Origin of the sequence: Burkholderia stabilis, assembly GCF_001742165.1 — a bacterium.
Lineage (GTDB): Bacteria > Pseudomonadota > Gammaproteobacteria > Burkholderiales > Burkholderiaceae > Burkholderia > Burkholderia stabilis.
This window is the reverse complement of record NZ_CP016442.1, coordinates 1,135,287-1,154,077: the sequence shown is the minus strand read 5'-3', so window position 1 is coordinate 1,154,077 and position 18,791 is coordinate 1,135,287. Positions and strand designations below refer to the sequence as shown.

Genomic DNA, 18,791 nt, shown 5'->3' with positions numbered 1-18,791 from the left:
TTGTTCTCCGCCAGGTGGAAGAATCGAACGCATGGACAAGTGGACCCAGATCGAATTTTTCGTGCAGGTGGCCGAACTGGGCAGCCTGTCGAAGGCCGCCGAGCGGCTCGGCATGTCGAGCGCGGCGGCGAGCCGTTGCCTGAATGCGCTGGAAGAGCGCCTGGCCGCGCGCCTCGTCGAGCGGACCACGCGGCGCCTGTGGCTGACGGACGCCGGCCACGAATATCACCGGCGCTGCGTCGCGATCCTGACGGAGATGGCGGAGGCCGACGCGGCGGTCAACGAGGCGAGCGTCAACCCGGCCGGCACGCTGCGCGTGACCGCGTCGGTGTCGTTCGCGTCGATCTACATCGCGCCCGCGCTGCCCGAGTTTCATCGGCGCTACCCGAACCTGAACGTGCAGATCGTCGCGGCGAACCGCTACCCGGATTTCATCGAGGCCGGTATCGACGTGGCGATCCGCACGCGCGAGCATGAAGCGGATTCGGGCATCACCGTGCGCAGGCTCGCCGAGACGCGGCGCGTGCTGGCGGCTTCGCCCGGGTATCTGGCGAAGCACGGCGCGCCGGCGACGCCCGATGCGCTGTGCGACCACCGGTTGCTGGTCTACAACCTCGCCAACGATCCGTACGTGCTGCATTTCCGCCATGGCGCGAAGAAGCAGTCGATCACGATCAAGAGCGTGCTCGATGCGAACGAAGGGCAGGTGATCCGCGCGGCGGCGCTCGCCGGGCTCGGCATCCTGATCCAGCCGCTTTACATCATTCACGACGATATCGTCGCGGGGAAACTGGTGCCGGTGCTCACCGACTGGCAACTGCCGGCGCTCACCGTCAACATCGCGTACCAGAGCCGCCGTCACCAGCCGGCGAAGATCCGCGTATTCACCGAATTCCTGATCGAGCGCTTCGAACGCCTCGGCCTCGCGCGCAAGTGGAAGGAAGTCAGCCGCTGATCGCGGGCCGCGCCGTGGCGCTCACGCTCGCGCCCGCGTATTTCTCCGTGTGACGGAGAACTGTTCTCCCGATCGTCGTCTTTTTCGCCGTTGTCGTGCGCTTTACATTGCGTCTCGCCCGGGCCGAAGCATCCGGCTTGCGGCCACACGATAAAAATCCGGTTTGGAGACGACATGAAATTCGCATTGCGACGGATGCCATTGGCATTCCTGATTGCTGCCGCCGTTCACGCACCGGCATCGGCCACGGAGAACGGCCAGATCAGCTACCCGTTCGGCGTCAACACGGTGTTGAACGGGCTGCTGCCGCCGCCCGGCGGCACGCAGTATTTCAACTACGCGCAGTACTACGCGGCGAACCGGTTTGCCGGGCCGGGCGGTGGCAGCGCGGTGCCGGGGTTCCACCTGAGCGTCGTCGCGCAAACGCCGCGCGTCGTTCATACGTGGGGCGCGACGTTCGGTCCGTTTTCGCTGTCGAGCAGCGCGATCGTGCCGATCGTGCACCTGCATCTGTCGACGCCGGGCGGCACGGGAAACCGCACGTCGCTCGGCGACGTGATCCTCGAACCGTTCATGATCAACTACGCGAATGCGTCGAAGACGTTCTTCGCATTCTTCTCGCCGTCGTTCGCGGTGCCGACCGGCGCGTATGCGGCGAACCGGATCGCGAACACGGGGCTGAACACGTATGCGTTCCTGCCGTACCTCAGCACGACATGGTTTCCGGGCCGCGACTGGGAGATCTCGACGACCACGGTGCTGGAGCTGAATTCGCCGAACCATGCGACGCAGTACCACTCGGGCGCGGTCGCCGTGCTCGACTACCTGATCGGCTATTCGATCGACCGGCGCGTGCAGCTCGGCGTGCAGGGCACGTTCCTGAAGCAGTTCACCGACGACACGCAAAACGGCGTCAAGGTTGCGTCGGACGGTTTTCGCGGGCAGTCGGTCGCGATCGGCCCGCAACTGCGTTACATGTGGGGGCCGGCGTCGGGCGTGGTCGTGAAGTACCAGCACGAATTCGCAGTGCGCAACCGGCCGCAGGGCGACAAGCTCTGGGTGCAGTTCAGCTTCCCGATTTAGCGGCATCGAGCGGGGCGACCCAAGCTGACAAAATCCTGACGCAATCGGATTGATATAATGTATCATCTGACGTTTTCGTTGCCTGCCGACCGGGCTGCCGGGCATGGCCGCGTGCGACGACATCACACGAAGATCGATACGAAGTGACGAAGACCAGAAGCAAGCCGGCGCGCGGGGAGCGGCACCACGCCGCGTCGCGCCGGGATACCGGCGCATGGCGCGCACGCGGCTGCACGACCCTGCTGGGCTGCGCGATGGCGACCTCCGGCGCGTTTGCCGCCGAAGCGACAGCACCCGCGCCGGACGACCGGCACGCGCTGCCGGCGATCAACATCACCGCGCAATCCGCGTCGGCCGACGCACTGACGCAACCGCTCGAAACGGGCTCGCGGCTCGGGCTGGCGAGTCTCGATACGCCGGCAAGCGTCGAGACGGTCACGGCCGACGCGATCGAAGCACGCGGCGACCGCACGGTGCGCGACGCGGTGACACGCACCGCGGGTTTCGCGAGCGCGACGGCGCCCGGCAACGGCGGCACCGCGCTGAGCGTGCGCGGCTTCAGCGGGCAGGAATCGGTGATGACGCTGCTCGACGGCGTGCGGCTGATGCCGGCGGCCGGCACGATCACGTTCCCGTTCGATACCTGGTCGGTCGAGCGTATCGAGGTGTTGCGCGGCCCGGCGTCGGTGCTGTACGGCGAAGGGGCGATCGGCGGCGTCGTGAACGTCGTGCCGAAGCGGCCGCAGCGCACGCGCGAGACGACGCTGCAGGTCGGCGTCGGCCCGGACGGCGCGAAGCGCGTCGCGTTCGATACGACGGGCGCGCTCGGCCCGCGGCTGTCGTACCGCTTCTACGCGAGCGATGCGCGCGCAAACGGTTTCGCCGAGCGGGCCGATACGCATACGACGGCGGTCGGCGGCACACTGAAATTCGACGTGAGCCCGCAACTCACGCTGACGCTCGACTACGACTACGGCCGCCAGATGCCGGCGACCTACTATGGCGTGCCCGCGCCGAACGGCGTGCTCGATCCGTCGCTGCGCAAGCTCAACTACAACGTTGCCGACGCAACGATCGCTTACTACGACCAGTGGACGCGCCTGTCGGCCAGCTTTCGCCCCGCGGCCGGCGTGACGATCGACAACCAGCTCTACTACCTGACGTCGAACCGCCACTGGCGCAACGCCGAAGCGTATGCGCTCGACCCGGCGACGGGGCGCGTGACGCGCAGCGATTATCTCGACATCGGCCATCACCAGCGGCAGATCGGCGATCGCCTCAGCGCGCGTTTCGACGGCACGCTGTTCGGCCGCGCGAACCGCTTCGTCGTCGGCACGGAGTTCAGCCAGATCACGTTCGACGGCACCAACAATTCGCCGTACGGCGGCGAATCGACTGTGCCCGCGCACGGTTTCGATCCCGGCGGGTTCGCGAGCCCGGACCCGACGGTGCCGCAGTTCAGCACGCGCGCGCGGCAGGCCGCGGTGTTCGCCGAGAACCGCCTCGAAGTGCTGCCGCGGCTCGCATGGGTGAGCGGCCTGCGTTACGACCACATCGCGTTCAGCCGCGAGCAGGCGGCGACCGGCGCGGGCTTCGACAAGCGTTTCGCGAACGTCGGCTGGCGCACCGGTTTCGTCTTCGAAGTCGCACCGACGCTCAGCGCGTATGCGCAGTACACGACGGGCGCGGAAGGGCTCGGCTCGCTCGTGACGCTGTCCGCGTCGCAGGCGAACTACCGGCTCGCGACCGGCGAACAGTGGGAAGCCGGCGTCAAGCAGACGCTGCTCGACGGCCGCGCGTACTGGACGTTCGCGGTGTACGACATCACGAAGCGCAACCTGCTGAGCACCGATCCGTTCAATCCCGCATTGCGCCAGCAGGTCGGCCGGCAATCGTCGCGCGGCGTCGAGCTGACGGGCGGCGCGCGGCTGCCGCATGGCTGGACGATCGATGCGAACGTCGCGCTGCTGCGCGCGCGTTACGACGAATTCAACCAGACGTCCGGCGGCACGACGGTATCGCGGGCCGGCAACGTGCCGTCGAACGTGCCGCAGCAGACGGCGAACCTGTGGCTCGGCTGGGCGTTTGCCGAGCGCTGGCAGGCGAATGCGGGCGTGCGCTACGTCGGCGCGACGTACGGCGACGATGCGAACCGCCTGCAGGTGCCGTCGTACACGGTGTTCGACGCATCGCTGCGCTGGCAGCCGAGCTCGCGCACCGAACTCGCGCTGTACCTGCGAAATCTCGCGAACCGTACGTACGCGGTGACGACGTCGAACGGCGGCGAGCAATGGCTGCTCGGCCCGTCGCGTTCGGCGGAGCTCGTCGCGACGATGCGCTTCTAGCGCAGGGCGGCGCGCTTCCGATGACGCACATGCTCGAAATCGATCGCGTGAGCTGGTCGCCCGGCGGCGCGATCGCCGTGCTCGATTCGGTGACGCTGCGCGTTGCAGCCGGCGAATTCGTCGGGCTGGTCGGCCCGAACGGCAGCGGCAAGACGAGCCTGCTGCGCTGCGTGTTTCGTTACGCGCGGCCGGATGCCGGCAGCGTTGCGCTCGACGCGCAGGACGTGTGGCGCATGCGGCCGCGCGCGGTCGCGCAGCGCATCGCGGTGCTGCAGCAGGAGACGCCGGACGATTTCGGGCTGACCGTCGATGAACTGGTCGGCATGGGTCGCACACCGCACAAGCGGGCGTTCGATGCGGAGTCGGCCGACGATCGCCGGATCGTCGATTCCGCGCTGCACGACGTCGGCCTCGCCGCGCGCCGCGCGCAACGCTTCGCGTCGCTGTCGGGCGGCGAGAAGCAGCGTGCGCTGCTGGCCCGCGCGCTCGCGCAGCAACCCGAACTGCTGCTGCTCGACGAACCGACCAACCATCTCGACCTGCGTCACCAGCTCGAACTGCTCGCGCGCGTGCGGCGCCTCGGCATCGCGACGCTCGCGACGATTCACGACCTCAATCTCGCGGCCGCGTACTGCGACCGGCTCCACGTGCTCTCGCACGGCCGGATCGTCGCATCCGGCGCGCCGGCCGACGTGCTGACCGAAGCGCTGCTGCGCGACGTGTTCGGCGTCGCCGCGCTCGTCGACCGCCATCCGGTCACGGGCCGCCCGCGCATCACGCCGCTTCATCCGGAATGACCGCCATGCCGTTTTCTGTCCTGTCCTTCGTGTCCCGCCGGTTCGTTGTCGCTGCCGTGCTCGGCTGCGCGACCGTTCACGCGGGCGCCTATCCCGTCACCGTGCGCAGTTGCGATCGCGACGTGACGTTCGAGCGTGCGCCGGCGCGCGCGGTGAGCAACGACGTGAACCTGACCGAGATGATGCTCGTGCTCGGGTTGAAGGACCGGCTCGTCGGCTATACGGGCATCGGCGAGTGGAAGACGGGCACTGCGCGGGTGCGTGAAGCGCTGCGCGGCGTGCCCGAACTGGCGAGCCAGTATCCGTCGCTCGAAGTGCTGGCCGCCGCGCGCGCGGACTTCTATCTCGCGGGCTGGAACTACGGGATGCATGTCGGCGGCCCGGTGACGCCCGCGACGCTCGCGCCGTTCGGCATCCGCACGTATGAGCTGACCGAATCGTGTTCGCACGTGATGAAGCAGGCGCCGGCATCGTTCGACGACGTATTCCGCGACCTGACCAATCTCGGCAGGATCTTCGGCGTCGATGCGCGCGCCGCGCAGGTGGTCACCGCGATGCGCGCGCGTCTTGCGGCGGTGTCGCGCGCGATCGGGCGGCCGGCGCCGCTGCGCGTATTCGTCTACGACAGCGGCACCGACAAGCCGATGACGGCGGGCGGGCTCGCGATGCCGACCGCGCTGCTGGCGGCAGCCGGTGCACGCAACGTGATGGACGACGTGTCGCGCAGCTGGACGCAGGTGAGCTGGGAGAGCGTGGTCGCGCGCGATCCGCAGGTCATCGTGATCGTCGATTATTCGGCCGTGACGGCCGCGCAGAAGCGGCAGTTCCTGCTGAGTCAGCCGGCGCTCGCGCGCGTGGCCGCGATTCGCGACCGGCGCTTCGTCGTGATTCCGTACGATGCGGCGACGCCGGGCCCCGAGAACGTCGCGGCCGTCGAGACGCTTGCGCGCGCGCTGTATCCGGCCGCGTTCGCCGGGCCGGCGCGATGAGCGTACACGTGCGCGTGCGTGCGTCGCGGCCCGCCATGCGCGTGGTGCTGCCGGCGCTGGGTGCGCTGCTGATCGTGTCGATCGTCGTGTCGGCTGCGTTCGGCCCGACGCCGATCGCGATGCCGGCCGCGGTGCGGATCGTCGTCACGCATCTTGCGTCGGCGTTCGGCGATGCCGGCGCGTTCACGGCGAGTGCGGGCGACGACAGCATCGTGTGGCTGATCCGGATGCCGCGTGCGCTGCTGGCCGCGATCGTCGGCGCAACGCTGGCGGCGGTGGGCGTCGCATTGCAGGCGGCGACCGCGAACCGGTTGGCCGATCCGCACCTGCTCGGCGTGAGCGCGGGCGCGATGCTCGGCGCCGTCGCGGTCACGGTGGTGGCCGGGGCGGCGTTCGGCCCGTTCACGCTGTCGGCCGCCGCATTCGCGGGCGCGCTCGCGGCAACCGCGTGCGTCGTCGCGCTCGCTTACCGGAGTGGCCGGCTCGAGTCGGACCGGCTGCTGCTCGCGGGTGTCTCGGTGTCGTTCATGATGGCGGCGTTCGGCAACCTGCTGCTGTACCTCGGCGACCAGCGCGCCGCGTCGTCGGTGCTGTTCTGGATGCTCGGCGGCGTCGGGCTCGCGCGCTGGGATCTGTTGCCGGTGCCGGCCGTGTGCGCGGCGCTTGCCGGCGGCGCGCTGTACGCACGCCGGCGCGAACTGAATGCGCTGATGTCGGGTGATGTTGCAGCAGCGGCGCTTGGCGTGCCGAGCGCGCGGATGCGGCGCGAAGTGTTCGTGATCGCGTCGTTCGCCACGGGCGCGATGGTCGCGGTCAGCGGGGCGATCGGGTTCGTCGGGCTGGTGACGCCGCATCTGTGCCGGCGCGTCGTCGGCGCCGAGCACGGCAGGCTGCTGCCGGTCGCCGCGCTGACGGGGGCGATCCTGCTCGTGTGGGCCGATGTGGCCGCCCGCACGCTCGCGGCGCCGGAGGATTTGCCGATCGGCATCGTGACCGCGTTGTTCGGCAGCCTGTTCTTCGTCGCGTTGCTGCGCCGGCGCTGAGCGGTCAGGCGAGGGCGGGGCAGGGGCGAGCGCCCGCCGTGCATCTCATCGCGACGGCGCGGCCGTGCTCGTGCCGTTGCCGATCACGTTGGCATGCGTGATGGTGTCCGCGACGTCGAAGAGGCTGTCCGGCAGTTCGCGCGCGGGCAGCGTGATTACGAAGCGTGCGCCGCCGAGCGGCGAATCCTCGAGCCGCACGTCGCCGCCATGCACCAGCGCAACGCGCCGCACGATCGCGAGCCCGAGCCCGAAGCCGCCGGTCTGCCGGTCGCGGCTGGAGTCGAGCCGCTGGAACGGTTCGAACACGCGCGCGCGTTCGGCGGCCGGAATGCCGGGGCCATCGTCGTCGACGCTCAGCACGAGCGCGCCGGTCTCGTCGCTGGCGGCGGCCAGCAGCACCTTGCGCTGCGCATAGCGCGCGCCGTTGCGGATCAGGTTCAGCAACGCCCGTGCGACGAGTTTCGGATCGCACACGTGGGTCGGCGGCGCGCCGCGCATCGACACGTCGAGCGTGACGCCGCGATCGGCGACGTCGTTCACGACATTGCCCGCGACGCTGTCGATCAGCGCATCGACCACCACCTCCATCGGCGCGAGCTGGCCCGCGCCCTGTTCGAGCCGGCCGATCGTCAGCAGCTCGGTGACGAGCTCGTCGAGTTCGCGCACGTCGCGCCGCAGCGCGTCGCGGCGCTCGCGCATCCGTGCCGTTTCGTCGGGTTCGGCGAGCAGCGCGAGCCCGAATTCGAGCCGCGCGAGCGGCGTCTTCAGTTCGTGCGAGATGCCGTGCATCATTTCGCGCTGCTGCTTGATCGACGCCTCGATGCGCTCGGCCATGTCGTTGAACTGCTGCGACAACTCGTAGATGTTCGACTTGCCCGACAGCTTCACGCGCGTCGACAGCGTGCCGGCGCCGAACGCGCGCGCGGCCTCCTGCAGCCTGCGCAGGTCGCGCCAGTGATAGTGGATCCACAGCACCACGGCGAACAGCGTGCTGATCGCGAGCAGCAGGTACGCGTAGATCCGGATGTCGAGATCGGGCGCTTCGACCGGCCGCGCGTGCAGCACCGTGCCGTCCGCGAGCGGCATGTAGTAATCCTTGCCGTTGTAGCTGATCGCGATCCTGCCGGCATCGAGGTCGTGCAGCGGCGTGCCGCTCAGTTGCGCGCGCGCGGCGGTCATCGACAGGAAGCCGAATCCTTCGTTGCCGTGTTTCGCGAGCTCGCGCAGCGCAAGCGTGCGCTGCCCGCCGGGATGGCGTTCGAGGTAGTCGTTGAGCACGAACGCATAGGTCGTCAGCGAGTCGCGTTGCGCCTGCGCGCCGCGTTCGTAGAAGATCCGGTCGAACGAAAACTGGATGATCACGATCGACGCGGCGACGAACAGGATCACGATGAGGTACAGCCTGATCAACGGGCGCAGCATTTATTCGTCCCACGCGGAAGGGCTGAACAGGTAGCCGCGGCCCCAGATCGTCTTGATCTTGTGCGGCTCCGACGACGCATCCTCGAAGCGGCGGCGCAGCTTCGAGATGCCGGAATCGACCGAGCGGTCGAGCCCGTCGAATTCGATTCCGCGCAACTGCTTGAGGATGTCGTCGCGGCTCAGCACGGTGCCGGCCGAGCGCGCAAGGATCAGCAGCAGGTTGAATTCGGCGGTCTTCAGGTCGACCGGCTCGCCGCGCCACGTGACGGTGCGGTTCGGCGGCGAGATCGCGAGCTCGCCGAACACGAGTGCTTCGGGTGCGGCGACGGGCGCTTCCGCGGCGGCCGGCTGCGCGCGGCGCAGCAGCGCGCGGGCGCGCGCGACGAGCACGCGCGGCTCGATCGGCTTCGTCACGTAGTCGTCGGCGCCCGTCTCGAGGCCGGCGACCTGGTCGTAGACGTCGACGCGCGCGGTCAGGATCAGCACGGGGACGTTGGTGAACGCGCGGATGCGCCGGCAGACTTCCATGCCGTCGAGATTGGGCAGCATCAGGTCGAGGATCACGAGGGCCGGCTGGTGCTCGCGTACCGCCGCGACAGCGAGGTCGCCGCGCCGTACGACCGTCACTGCGAATTCGTATCCATCGAGGTATTCGCGGACGAGCTGCGCGAGGCGGTCGTCGTCCTCGATCAGCAGCACACGGTATTTGAGCGGATCTTCGTTCATGGTCTCCTCGGAATGCGCACGCCGTCTCACGCTCCGACAAGCCGGTGTGCCGCGTGGCACGCGAATTCTATCCGGCGTTCCCGCGGCCGGGACAGTGGTAAGACAATCTCGAACAATCGAACACAATTGAGCACAGATTCTCCGCAGATTCAGGACAGTCTCGGCGCAGGGCGGCACCTAGACTGCGGGCTCCGTCACTCTTATCTCAATATTGTGCGCCCAATACTCCGCCGCTACCGCTATTGCATGCCGCTCGCCGGCCTGACCCTCGCCGCCGCCGCTCACGCGGAAAACCAGTATTCGCTGTCGCTCGGCGGCGGGTTCGCGCCGCGCTATCAGGGCAGCAAACAGTATCGCGGCGTCGTCGCGCCGTCGTTTTCCGCCACGTTCGGCAACGGCTTCTTCATCGACAGCACGCAGGGCGCGGGCTACCGGCTCGACCTGCCGCACGGCGTGTTCGTGTCGGCAGCCGTGAACTACGACCCGGGCCGCGCGGACGAGACCCGTTTCGACCTGCCGGGCTCCGACTACCTGAAGGGCATGGGCCGGATTCCGGGCTCGGTGCTCGTCGGCGTGCGCGCGGGCGTGACGCTTTTCAATGCGGCCGAACTGAGCGTCACGATCGACACGCCCGTGACGCACACGTCGCGCGGCGTCTCGGGGCACATGGATCTCGCGGTGCCCGTGTTCAAGACCGCGCAGCACGAGATCATCGTGACGGGCACCGTGCACGCAGGTTCGGGGCGCTATACGCAGACGTTCTACGGGGTGACCGACGCGCAGTCGATGACGAGCCGGTTCCGGCCGTATTCGGTGAGCGGCGGGATCGACAGCGCATCGATGGCGGTCGCGTGGAACTGGACCCTGTCGCAGCACTGGTCGGTGCTCGCGACCGGCGGCGTGACGCGGCTGCTCGGCCGCTCGGGCGACAGCCCGATCGTTCAGTCGCGCAGCAACTACTACGGCATTGCGGGCGTGACCTACAAGTTCTGAGCGGTCGATCCGGTGCGTCGCGTTGCGTCGGTGCGATCGTTGCGCGCGCAACCCGCGACGTATCGGCGCCGCGTCGTGACTGCCGATCGCGTGCGGTAACATGCAGGCGGCTCCGGCGTCAGGCCGGGCCCGCGGCCCGGACGTGCGGAATCGGTGCGGCCGGGGCGCGAGCGTGCGGTTCGCCGGCCGGCATCCGTCAGGAAGCGGCCAGCAACGCGTGGAACCGCACATGCATGCAATGCCCGGCCGGCGACGAACGCTGCCGCTGCCCGGCCGGGTGCGAAAGGGAGAAATCGATGAAGAAGACGATCGCGATGATGATGGCACTGGTTGCGGGCGCAACGTTTGCGGGGTGCGCGGACATGAACACGAAAATCACGAGCCCGGGCAGCACGCCGGCGAATGGCGGGCAGGCGTGCAAGGCCGACGCGGGGCCGGACGACGCGCTGATCGGCAAGACCGAAGCCGACGCGGCCGCGCAACTCGGTGGCTGCCTGTGGCGCGTGCTCGAGCGCGACGGCCAGTCGTTGCCGGGCACGATGGATTACCGTCAGGAGCGCCGCAATCTCGGCATTCGCGACGGGAAGGTGATCTGGGTGCGGCGCGGGTGATCGATCGACGCGACGATTGCGCGGCCGGATCGCCGATGCCGCGTTGTCCGCGCGTGTCATTCAGGAAGAACGGCACGGCGGAACTGCAGTGGATGGGCGGCATGAACGCGCCTGCGTTGCCGCCGACCGTGGACAAACGATCGCCGCGCGATGCGCGCGATCGCGTGCGCGTTACTTCGAGATGTACCAAAGCGCGTCCGTACTGACGCGCGAGGGTTGAGCAGCCGGCGCCGGGGCCGGTGCGGCAGGCGGCGTGTTCGACGTGACGGCCGTCGGAAACGTGGCGGGCACGTTCGCTGTCGACGGCGACGCTGCTGCCGATCCCGACGTCGACGGCGTGTTCAGATACCAGAGCGCATCGGCTGACGCCGTGCGTTTCGTCGCCGGATTGGCTGCCGTATTCGCTGCCGCATCGGCAGGCTGCTTCGAATTGGACGCCGCCGTCGTCGCTCCCGGACGCTGCGCGGCCGTCCCGGCCTGCGCGGTCATGCCCGCGGCCCCGGCCGCGCCGCGTTGCGCGCGCGCCTCGAACGGCCCGAGCTGGAAGATTAACGTTTGCGCGGGACGGGTCAGGACGGCATACGGAAACTGCAGCTCCCACGACATCAGCACGCGGCCCGATGACGTTTCGGTGAAGATCGCCGGCACGTGCTTCATGTCGCTGAACTGCACGTAGATCCGCGCGCCGTCGTCGAAAACTTGCGTCGGTTTTGCCTGGTCGGCGCCCGTGACCGTCCAGCCGAAGTTGTACGTACCAGCCGGGCCGGCGGGGCCACCCTGCGGCGGCGGCGGGGGCGGAGCCGGCGATACCGTGCGCGGGCGCGCAGCGACGGGCGGCGCGGAGACGCTCAGGCTCGCGAACGGGTTGTACGTCTGTGCCTGCTGTGGCGGCGTGAAGGAGGGTGGAAGGATGGGCATGGGAGTATCCGGCGAATCCGGCAGGGTCCGGATTGCATCATAGACCTTGCGCGCATACGCGAGGCGCTTGTCGGGCGACGCGGAGTTGTACGCGCCGATCGCGTTCCAGTTGGCGCCGAGCTGGCGGATGTTCTGCGACAGGATCCACGCGCCGACATAGGCGTTCGTGCACGCATCGAACAGGCTTTCCCGCGTGATGCCTTCGCGCGCGAGCGTCGGCAGCCACGTGCTGTTGATCTGCATCAGGCCGATGTCGACCGTGCCGTTCGTATTGGTGTTGACGGCGTTCGGATTCATGCCCGATTCGACTTGCGCGATGCCGCGCATCAGGCTGACGCTCACATGCTGGAACGCGGCCGCGTCGTCGAGGCAATCGGCCCGCGCGACGCTGTGCAGTACGCACGACATCGCGATCGTCGAGGCGATCTTCAGCGCTTCACGGCTGATCGAACGGGTTGTCTGACGCGGCATGGCAGGATGGGGCGGAATCCGGCCGCCCGGTGCAAGGAAATGACGAGAGACGCGAAGTTTGCCATAGCGGACAGGCAAATGGCTCGCGTCAAACTTTCCTTTGCATTTGCCCGTGTGCGTGCCGCGCATTTTTATCGCGCCGGATCACCGGCCGCGACGCATCCCGATCGGTAAAAATGGCCGGCTTTTCGGTGAATCCCGGTGCAATGGCGACGCCCGGAATACTGACGTATCGCGTCAGTCATGCGAGGAAACGGCGCGGAATCAAACGGGACGGAAATCGCGCGGCAGTCGGCGCCGGCGCCGGAAACGGCGAGGAAAGACGCTCGCAAAAACAACGGCGGCCGAAGCCGCCGTGCGGATGAATGCGGTTCCGGCCGAACGGCGGCCGCGCGGCGCGCAACCGGCCGTCCGCCGTCATCAGAAGCGGTGACGCAGGCCGAGGTTGACCATCGTCTGCGAACTCGTGCCCGCATAGCCATACGAGCCGATCGACGCTTGCGCGGCCATCGAGCCGCCGTTGCCGTCGCCGGTCTGGCCGCTCGCGTGCTGGTACGCGGCGGTCAGGTAGACGTCGGTGCGCTTCGACAGGTTGTAGTCCGCGCCGGCCGAGACCTGGTGGTAAGTCGCCGACGTGTCGCCGCCCGAGCGCGTGTAGCTGTAGCCGACGCCGACGAGCAGCGCGCTCGTCGCCTGGTAGTTCACGAAGCCCTGGCCCGTGTTGTAGTGCTCGTTCGAGCCGAACACCGAGCTCGCGTCGCGGCGGTATTGCGCGTTGCTGTAGCCGACGCCGAACGTGAACGGGCCGGCGACGTACTGGCCGGCAACCCGCGCGATGCCGAACGAGTGCGCGCTTGCGTAGCCGCTGTTGATCGGGCCGTCGAACGTGCCGTCCGACGAGCTCGTCCAGCCGCTGCGCAGGCTGTTCGACGCGGGGCTGTTGGTCGCGTGGAAATAGCCGCCCGCGACGCTGAACGGCCCGTTGTTGTACGACACGGCGGCCGAATACGACTGCGCGGCGCCGGTGCTGCCGGCGATGCCGCCGAACGAATACATCGCCGAGAACTGCAGGCCCGAATACACGGCCGACGTGTATTTCACCGCGTTGTCGACGCGGAAGCTGTTGTCGTAGTTGTCGACGTCGCCCGGCGTCGCGAACACGCTGCCGAGGTAGTTGTCGGCGGTGATGCCCTGCACGAGATCGATGAGCGGATCGTACTGGCGGCCGAACGTGAGCGTGCCGTAACGGTCGCTCGTCAGGCCGACGAACGCCTGGCGGCCGAACATGCGGCCGCCCTGGCCCTGGCGGCCGTTGCTCGGGTCGAAGCCGTTCTCGAGCTGGAACAGCGCCTTCAGCCCGCCGCCGAGATCCTCGGTGCCTTTCACGCCAAAGCGGCTGCCGGCCAGGTTGCCCGCGCTGCTGTTGCCGAGCATCCACGCGTTGTCCTTGCCCTGCGCGTGGTTCACGTAGGTGATCGACGTGTCGATTACGCCGTACAGCGTGACGCTCGACTGCGCCTGCGCGGCGGGTATCGCCGCGAACGACGCGAGGGAAATCAGCGAGAGGGTCGTGCGTTTCATTTCATCTCCTTGCGCATTGGCTTGTGTGCGTGATCCGGGATGGCAGGAGACTACAGAGCCGTAATAGAACGGCAAAAATGAAATTCTCTTTTGTGACGTAAAGCCGACAGGCACGTCCTCCGGTATTCTCTATTGAGGGATTTGAATTATTTGAAATAGCGTATCAATTGGTTTTGATTTCGCGATTCGGCTGATGCGGCTTGCGAATTTCGAGATAATTTCCGGTGATTTTCCGGGGAATGACGGCAGCCGGGATATTGTCGTTGATCCGTCAATTGATTATTGAATGAATTGAATTGGTCGCACTGTAATGAATGTGATAGCGGAGCATCGCTCGCGCCCGGGAGCGAGCGTGGGTCGACGAGCGAACCGTGTTTTGCGGCGGCGCCGGTTACCGTTTTTGCGTGCGGATCGTTGCGGCGTGTGACGTTCTCCTGGTCCGTTCGGATGCGCAGCATCCGGCAGGCATCGATCTGCCGTATGCGCCGACGGGCATCCCGATTTCATCGGCGCTGCATGCACGCGGCGCCACGAGCGTGCTGCGTCGGCATGACCGGCCGGCACCGGTGCGCCGCCGGCCGACGTCTCGCGCGCCACGGCATGCGGCAGTGACGCACCGAAACCCAGGCCGTCAGCATGCTTTTGTATATAATAATCATTCTCATTTACAAAATTGCCGCCGCCTGCGCACACCGGAACCCGGCCATGTCCGCTGACAAGCTGTCTCTCCATCGAGAAATCGACGCCCTCTATGCCGGCCACCACGCGTGGCTGCGCGGCTGGCTGAGCCGGAAGCTCGGTTGCGCGCACCGCGCGGCCGATCTGGCGCACGACACGTTCATGCGCCTGCTCGCGCGCGACGAGCCGATTCACGCCGACGAGCCGCGCGCGTTCCTGACGACGGTCGCGCAGCGCGTGCTGAGCAATCACTGGCGGCGCGAGCAGATCGAGCGCGCGTATCTCGACGTGCTCGCGCAGCGTCCGGAAGCGTATGCGCCGTCGTCGGAGGAGCGGGCGGTCGTGCTCGAGACGCTGCTCGAAATCGACCGGCTGCTCGACGGCCTGCCGGTCGCCGCAAAACGCGCATTCCTGCTCGCGCAGCTCGACGGGCTTACACAGGCCGAGATCGCGCGCGAACTCGGCGTGTCGCTCGCGACGGTGAAACGCCATCTCGTGAAGGCCGGCACGCAGTGCTTCTTCGCGATGGCGGCCTGAACGATGGCCGCCCCGGGAGCGCCGGCGGTGCCGCCGCACGTCGCGCGTCGCGCGGTCGAATGGTGGGTCGACCGGCAGGCCGGCCGCACGGACGACGCGTTCGCCGCCGCGCTCGCGCGCTGGCGCGCCGAAGATCCGGCGCACGACGCGGCATGGCGTCATATCGAAGCGATGCAGGGCAGGTTCGGCCGGCTGGCGGCCGGGCTCGACACGCAGGCCGCGCACGCGGCGCTGCTGCCGCCGCGTGCGGACCGCCGCCGCGCGGCGGTGAAGACGCTGGCCGTGCTGCTGTTCGCGGGCGGCGCCGCATGGATGGCCGAGCCCGCGCGGCGTGCGGCGATCTGGCCGGCCGACCTGCGAACGGCGGTCGGCGAGCGGCGCACGGTGACGCTCGCGGATCGCACGGTCGTCGTGCTCGATACCGACACGGCGCTCGACGTGCGCTTCGACGACACGGCGCGCTCCCTGCACCTGTTGCGCGGCACGATCATGGTGACGAGCGGCCACGACGATCGGGTGCCTGCGCGGCCGCTCGTCGTCGCGACCGCGCAGGGCGAGCTGCGGCCGCTCGGTACGCGCTTCACGGTGCGGCAGCACGATGGCGCGACGCGCATCGAAGTGTTCGCCGGCGCCGTGCGCGTGCAGCCGGCCGATGCGCAAGCCGGCGCGCGCGTGATCGCGGCGGGAGAGGGCGCGGATTTCACGCGCGATGCGATCGGCGCGGCGGCGCCGCTCGATGCGTATGCGTCCGCGTGGACGAGCGGCATGCTCGTCGCGTCGCGCATGCGGCTGGCCGACCTCGTCGTCGAGCTCGACCGCTATCGCCGCGGCAGCCTGCGCTGTGACGCGGCGGTGGCCGACCTGCGCGTGTCGGGCACCTATCCGCTCGACGATCCGGCGCGCGTGCTCGACACGCTGAAGGCGACGCTGCCGATCGACGTCGAGTACCTGACGCGCTACTGGGCGACGGTCGTGCCGGCTCGTTCGTGAGTGCGTCGAAAAAATTTTCGCCGACCTGAGCTGTTTCTCGATGTTCGCGTGACATGGGTAATGAAAGCAGCACTGGCCCATCGTCCACCGACTCCCCGATCATGGCTTCCATCCGTCTCACGTATCGGCGCCGCCCGGCGCCCGCCCGTCATCCGTCGCGTGCCTCGCACGCGGCCGCGCCCGCCGCGTCGGGCCGCTTCGCGCGCCGGCTGGCCGGCGCCGTCCTGCTGTCGGCGCTGTTGCCGCTGCCCGCGCTGGCCGACATCGACACCGACGCCGATGCGGCGCCTGCCGCGCAACGCGCGGCGCGCCGCGCGTTCGACATTCCGGCCGGCTCGCTCGAAGGCGCGCTGAACCGGTTCGGGCGCGACGCGGGCATCCTGCTTGCGTTCCCCGCCGAGCTGACGTCCGGCCTGACGAGCGGCGGCGTGCACGGCCGCTTCGACGTCGACGGTGCGCTCGATCGCCTGCTGGCGGGCACGGGGCTCGTCGCGCTGCGCCAGCCGGGCGGCGGCTACACGCTGATGCGCGCGAACGGCTCGGCCGCGCAACCCGCGGCGACTGGCGCGGCGGCGGCAGCCGAACTGCCGGCGATCAACGTGCGCAGCACCGCGCTGCGCGCCGAAAGCTACCGGCCGGCGAAGGAAGCCAATGTGCTGCGTTCGGACATTCCGCTGCTCGACACCGCGCAGGCGGTCAACGTCGTGCCCGCGCAGGTGCTGCGCGACCAGCGCCCGCGCAATCTCGACGACGCGCTCGGCAACGTGAGCGGCATCACGCAGGGCAACACGCTCGCGGGCACGCAGGACACGATCATGAAGCGCGGCTTCGGCGGCAACCGCGACGGCTCGATCATGCACAACGGGATGCCGATCGTGCAGGGGCGATCGTTCAACGCGGCGGTCGACAGCGTCGAAGTGCTGAAGGGGCCGACCTCGCTGCTGTACGGGCTGATGGACCCGGGCGGCGTCGTCAACGTCGTCAGCAAGCAGCCGCAGCTCACGCGCTACAACGCGATCTCGCTCGGCGCATCGACGTTCGGGCACGGCAAGAACGGCGGCAGCGCGACGTTCGACTCGACGGGGCCGATCGGCGATTCGCGGCTTGCGTACCGGCTGATCGTCGACCAGTCGAACGAGCAGTACTGGCGCAACTTCGGCGAAAACCGGCAGACCTTCGTCGCGCCGTCGCTCGCGTGGTACGGCCGCGATACGCAGGTCGTGGTGTCCTACGAGTACCGCAAATTCCATTCGCCGTTCGATCGCGGCACCGCGCTCGACCCGCGCACCAATGCGCCGCTCGACATTCCCGCGCGGCGTCGGCTCGACGAGCCGTTCAACAACATGGACGGCGAATCGCATCTCGCGCAACTGAGCATCGATCACCAGTTCAACGCGGACTGGAGCGCACACCTCGGCTACAGCTACAACCGCGAGACCTACGACGCGAACCAGTTGCGCACGACGGGCGTCGATCCGGTGAAGGGCACGCTGTCGCGCAGCAACGATGCGACGCACGGCTCGCTCAGCACCGACAGCTACGGCATCGCTTACGTGAACGGCAAGGTGACGCTCGCGGGGATGCGCCACGACCTGCAGCTCGGCGTCGACAGCGAGTACCGCCGCATCTATCGCAAGGACATGCTGCGGCAGGCCGTGAAGACGCCGTTCAGCTACATCGATCCCGTGTACGGGCTGCTGCCGCCGTCGAGCACGGTGTCCGCGAGCGACAGCGACCAGACCGACACCTTGCACGACACGTCCGTGTTCCTGCAGGACAGCATTCACCTGACCGACAAATGGATCGTGTCGGGCGGGCTGCGCTACATCACGTACAACCAGGTCGCCGGGCGCGGCCGGCCGTTCACGGCGAACACCGATCTCAGCGGCTCGAAGTGGCTGCCGCGCGCGGGCGTCGTCTACAAGTGGACCGACGCGTTCTCGCTGTACGGCAGCTATTCGCAATCGCTGAAGCCGTCGTCGTCGATCGCGCCGATGGCATCGGGCTACATGATCGACGGCTCGACGCCGCCGGAAGAGGCGACCGCGTGGGAGGTGGGCGGCAAGCTCGACCTGCCGGGCGGGATGACGGGCACGCTCGCGCTGTTCAACATCGACAAGAAGAACGTGCTCGTGTCGCAGTACAACGACACGACGAAGCTGACCGACTGGCGCACGTCGGGCAAGGCGCGCTCGCGCGGCGTCGAACTCGACGTGTCGGGCAGGATCGGCGAGCGCGTGAACGTGATCGCGAGTTATGCGTACATCGATGCGAAGACGGTCGACGATCCGCTGTATGCGGGCAACCGGTTGTGGAACGTCGCGCGGCACACGGCGTCGCTCGCGGCCGTCTACGACGTCGGCACGCTGGCCGGCGGGGACGACCTGCGCATCGGCGCGGCCGCGCGCTACGTCGGTGCGCGGCCCGGCGATTCGGCGAACAGCTTCACGCTGCCGTCGTACGTGCTCGCCGATGCGTTCGCGACGTACGACACGCGGATCGGCAAGCAGAAGCTGTCGTTCCAGCTCAACGTGAAGAACCTCTTCAACCGCACGTACTACCCGTCGAGCGCGAACCGCTACTTCGTCGCGATCGGCGACGCGCGACAGGTGTCGCTGCTGACCACGCTGCAGTTCTGACCACGCAACCGCC

Annotated in this window: 15 protein-coding genes; 11 read left to right on the top strand and 4 right to left on the bottom strand. The window is 68.3% G+C overall.

Features of this window, described 5'->3' with window-relative positions; translation table 11 throughout:
* The first annotated feature begins 31 nt into the window (after window positions 1–31).
* The 6 genes from BBJ41_RS05380 (at window position 32) to BBJ41_RS05355 (ending at window position 7,212) form a co-directional block, all read left to right on the top strand.
* Window positions 32–955 (top strand): LysR family transcriptional regulator, encoded by a 924-nt coding sequence (locus tag BBJ41_RS05380; protein WP_069745636.1) that lies wholly within the window; start codon window positions 32–34, stop codon window positions 953–955.
* A 174-nt stretch (window positions 956–1,129) separates the two neighbouring features.
* A complete protein-coding gene (locus BBJ41_RS05375) occupies window positions 1,130–2,038 on the top strand; it encodes a SphA family protein (protein ID WP_069745635.1) in 909 nt (302 codons plus the stop codon).
* A gap of 254 nt (window positions 2,039–2,292) precedes the next feature.
* On the top strand, window positions 2,293–4,383 hold the full coding sequence (locus BBJ41_RS05370) for a TonB-dependent receptor (RefSeq protein WP_069747596.1): 2,091 nt from the start codon (window positions 2,293–2,295) through the stop codon (window positions 4,381–4,383).
* A gap of 20 nt (window positions 4,384–4,403) precedes the next feature.
* Window positions 4,404–5,180 (top strand): ABC transporter ATP-binding protein, encoded by a 777-nt coding sequence (locus BBJ41_RS05365; RefSeq protein ID WP_069745634.1) that lies wholly within the window; start codon window positions 4,404–4,406, stop codon window positions 5,178–5,180.
* Window positions 5,177–6,169: an ABC transporter substrate-binding protein gene (locus BBJ41_RS05360; RefSeq protein ID WP_069745633.1), complete on the top strand. Its 993-nt coding sequence runs from the start codon at window positions 5,177–5,179 to the stop codon at window positions 6,167–6,169. The genes BBJ41_RS05365 and BBJ41_RS05360 overlap by 4 nt, the downstream gene beginning before the upstream one ends.
* A complete protein-coding gene (locus tag BBJ41_RS05355) occupies window positions 6,166–7,212 on the top strand; it encodes a FecCD family ABC transporter permease (protein ID WP_069745632.1) in 1,047 nt (348 codons plus the stop codon). The genes BBJ41_RS05360 and BBJ41_RS05355 overlap by 4 nt, the downstream gene beginning before the upstream one ends.
* 45 nt (window positions 7,213–7,257) lie before the next feature.
* Here the strand turns inward: BBJ41_RS05355 and BBJ41_RS05350 are convergent, their stop codons facing one another.
* Window positions 7,258–8,634: an ATP-binding protein gene (locus BBJ41_RS05350; protein WP_069745631.1), complete on the bottom strand. Its 1,377-nt coding sequence runs from the start codon at window positions 8,632–8,634 to the stop codon at window positions 7,258–7,260.
* Complete coding sequence (locus BBJ41_RS05345) at window positions 8,635–9,360, bottom strand: response regulator (RefSeq protein ID WP_069745630.1); 726 nt, start codon at window positions 9,358–9,360, stop codon at window positions 8,635–8,637. It lies immediately after the preceding gene.
* A 246-nt stretch (window positions 9,361–9,606) separates the two neighbouring features.
* Between BBJ41_RS05345 and BBJ41_RS05340 the strand changes: the two genes are divergently transcribed.
* Both BBJ41_RS05340 and BBJ41_RS05335 read left to right on the top strand, forming a co-directional pair.
* Complete coding sequence (locus BBJ41_RS05340) at window positions 9,607–10,353, top strand: MipA/OmpV family protein (RefSeq protein ID WP_069745629.1); 747 nt, start codon at window positions 9,607–9,609, stop codon at window positions 10,351–10,353.
* 296 nt (window positions 10,354–10,649) lie between these two features.
* Window positions 10,650–10,964, top strand: coding sequence for a hypothetical protein (locus BBJ41_RS05335; RefSeq protein WP_069747595.1), 315 nt, complete (start codon window positions 10,650–10,652; stop codon window positions 10,962–10,964).
* Window positions 10,965–11,135: 171 nt separating this feature from the next.
* On the opposite strand, the gene BBJ41_RS05330 is transcribed toward BBJ41_RS05335, so the two are convergent.
* Window positions 11,136–12,353 carry a lytic transglycosylase domain-containing protein gene (locus BBJ41_RS05330; RefSeq protein ID WP_069745628.1) on the bottom strand — a complete coding sequence of 406 codons (1,218 nt, stop codon included), beginning with the start codon at window positions 12,351–12,353 and terminating at the stop codon, window positions 11,136–11,138.
* A gap of 420 nt (window positions 12,354–12,773) precedes the next feature.
* Entirely contained in the window at window positions 12,774–13,934 is a 1,161-nt protein-coding gene (locus tag BBJ41_RS05320) for a porin (RefSeq protein ID WP_069745626.1), read from the bottom strand.
* Between the two features lie 705 nt (window positions 13,935–14,639).
* Between BBJ41_RS05320 and BBJ41_RS05315 the strand changes: the two genes are divergently transcribed.
* Genes BBJ41_RS05315 through BBJ41_RS05305 form a run of 3 tightly spaced genes read left to right on the top strand, consistent with a single transcriptional unit; the run spans window position 14,640 to window position 18,778 of the window.
* Window positions 14,640–15,149, top strand: coding sequence for a sigma-70 family RNA polymerase sigma factor (locus tag BBJ41_RS05315; RefSeq protein WP_069745625.1), 510 nt, complete (start codon window positions 14,640–14,642; stop codon window positions 15,147–15,149).
* Window positions 15,150–15,152: 3 nt separating this feature from the next.
* Entirely contained in the window at window positions 15,153–16,139 is a 987-nt protein-coding gene (locus tag BBJ41_RS05310; protein ID WP_069745624.1) for a FecR domain-containing protein, read from the top strand.
* Between the two features lie 53 nt (window positions 16,140–16,192).
* On the top strand, window positions 16,193–18,778 hold the full coding sequence (locus BBJ41_RS05305) for a TonB-dependent siderophore receptor (RefSeq protein ID WP_069745623.1): 2,586 nt from the start codon (window positions 16,193–16,195) through the stop codon (window positions 18,776–18,778).
* The last annotated feature ends 13 nt before the right edge of the window (window positions 18,779–18,791 follow it).

Coding starts and splice junctions, on each gene's coding strand:
- BBJ41_RS05380 (WP_069745636.1), top strand. CDS start 32: ATGGACAAGTGGACCCAGATCGAATTTTTCGTGCAGGTGGCCGAACTG.
- BBJ41_RS05375 (WP_069745635.1), top strand. CDS start 1,130: ATGAAATTCGCATTGCGACGGATGCCATTGGCATTCCTGATTGCTGCC.
- BBJ41_RS05370 (WP_069747596.1), top strand. CDS start 2,293: ATGGCGACCTCCGGCGCGTTTGCCGCCGAAGCGACAGCACCCGCGCCG.
- BBJ41_RS05365 (WP_069745634.1), top strand. CDS start 4,404: ATGACGCACATGCTCGAAATCGATCGCGTGAGCTGGTCGCCCGGCGGC.
- BBJ41_RS05360 (WP_069745633.1), top strand. CDS start 5,177: ATGACCGCCATGCCGTTTTCTGTCCTGTCCTTCGTGTCCCGCCGGTTC.
- BBJ41_RS05355 (WP_069745632.1), top strand. CDS start 6,166: ATGAGCGTACACGTGCGCGTGCGTGCGTCGCGGCCCGCCATGCGCGTG.
- BBJ41_RS05350 (WP_069745631.1), bottom strand. CDS start 8,634: ATGCTGCGCCCGTTGATCAGGCTGTACCTCATCGTGATCCTGTTCGTC.
- BBJ41_RS05345 (WP_069745630.1), bottom strand. CDS start 9,360: ATGAACGAAGATCCGCTCAAATACCGTGTGCTGCTGATCGAGGACGAC.
- BBJ41_RS05340 (WP_069745629.1), top strand. CDS start 9,607: ATGCCGCTCGCCGGCCTGACCCTCGCCGCCGCCGCTCACGCGGAAAAC.
- BBJ41_RS05335 (WP_069747595.1), top strand. CDS start 10,650: ATGAAGAAGACGATCGCGATGATGATGGCACTGGTTGCGGGCGCAACG.
- BBJ41_RS05330 (WP_069745628.1), bottom strand. CDS start 12,353: ATGCCGCGTCAGACAACCCGTTCGATCAGCCGTGAAGCGCTGAAGATC.
- BBJ41_RS05320 (WP_069745626.1), bottom strand. CDS start 13,934: ATGAAACGCACGACCCTCTCGCTGATTTCCCTCGCGTCGTTCGCGGCG.
- BBJ41_RS05315 (WP_069745625.1), top strand. CDS start 14,640: ATGTCCGCTGACAAGCTGTCTCTCCATCGAGAAATCGACGCCCTCTAT.
- BBJ41_RS05310 (WP_069745624.1), top strand. CDS start 15,153: ATGGCCGCCCCGGGAGCGCCGGCGGTGCCGCCGCACGTCGCGCGTCGC.
- BBJ41_RS05305 (WP_069745623.1), top strand. CDS start 16,193: ATGGGTAATGAAAGCAGCACTGGCCCATCGTCCACCGACTCCCCGATC.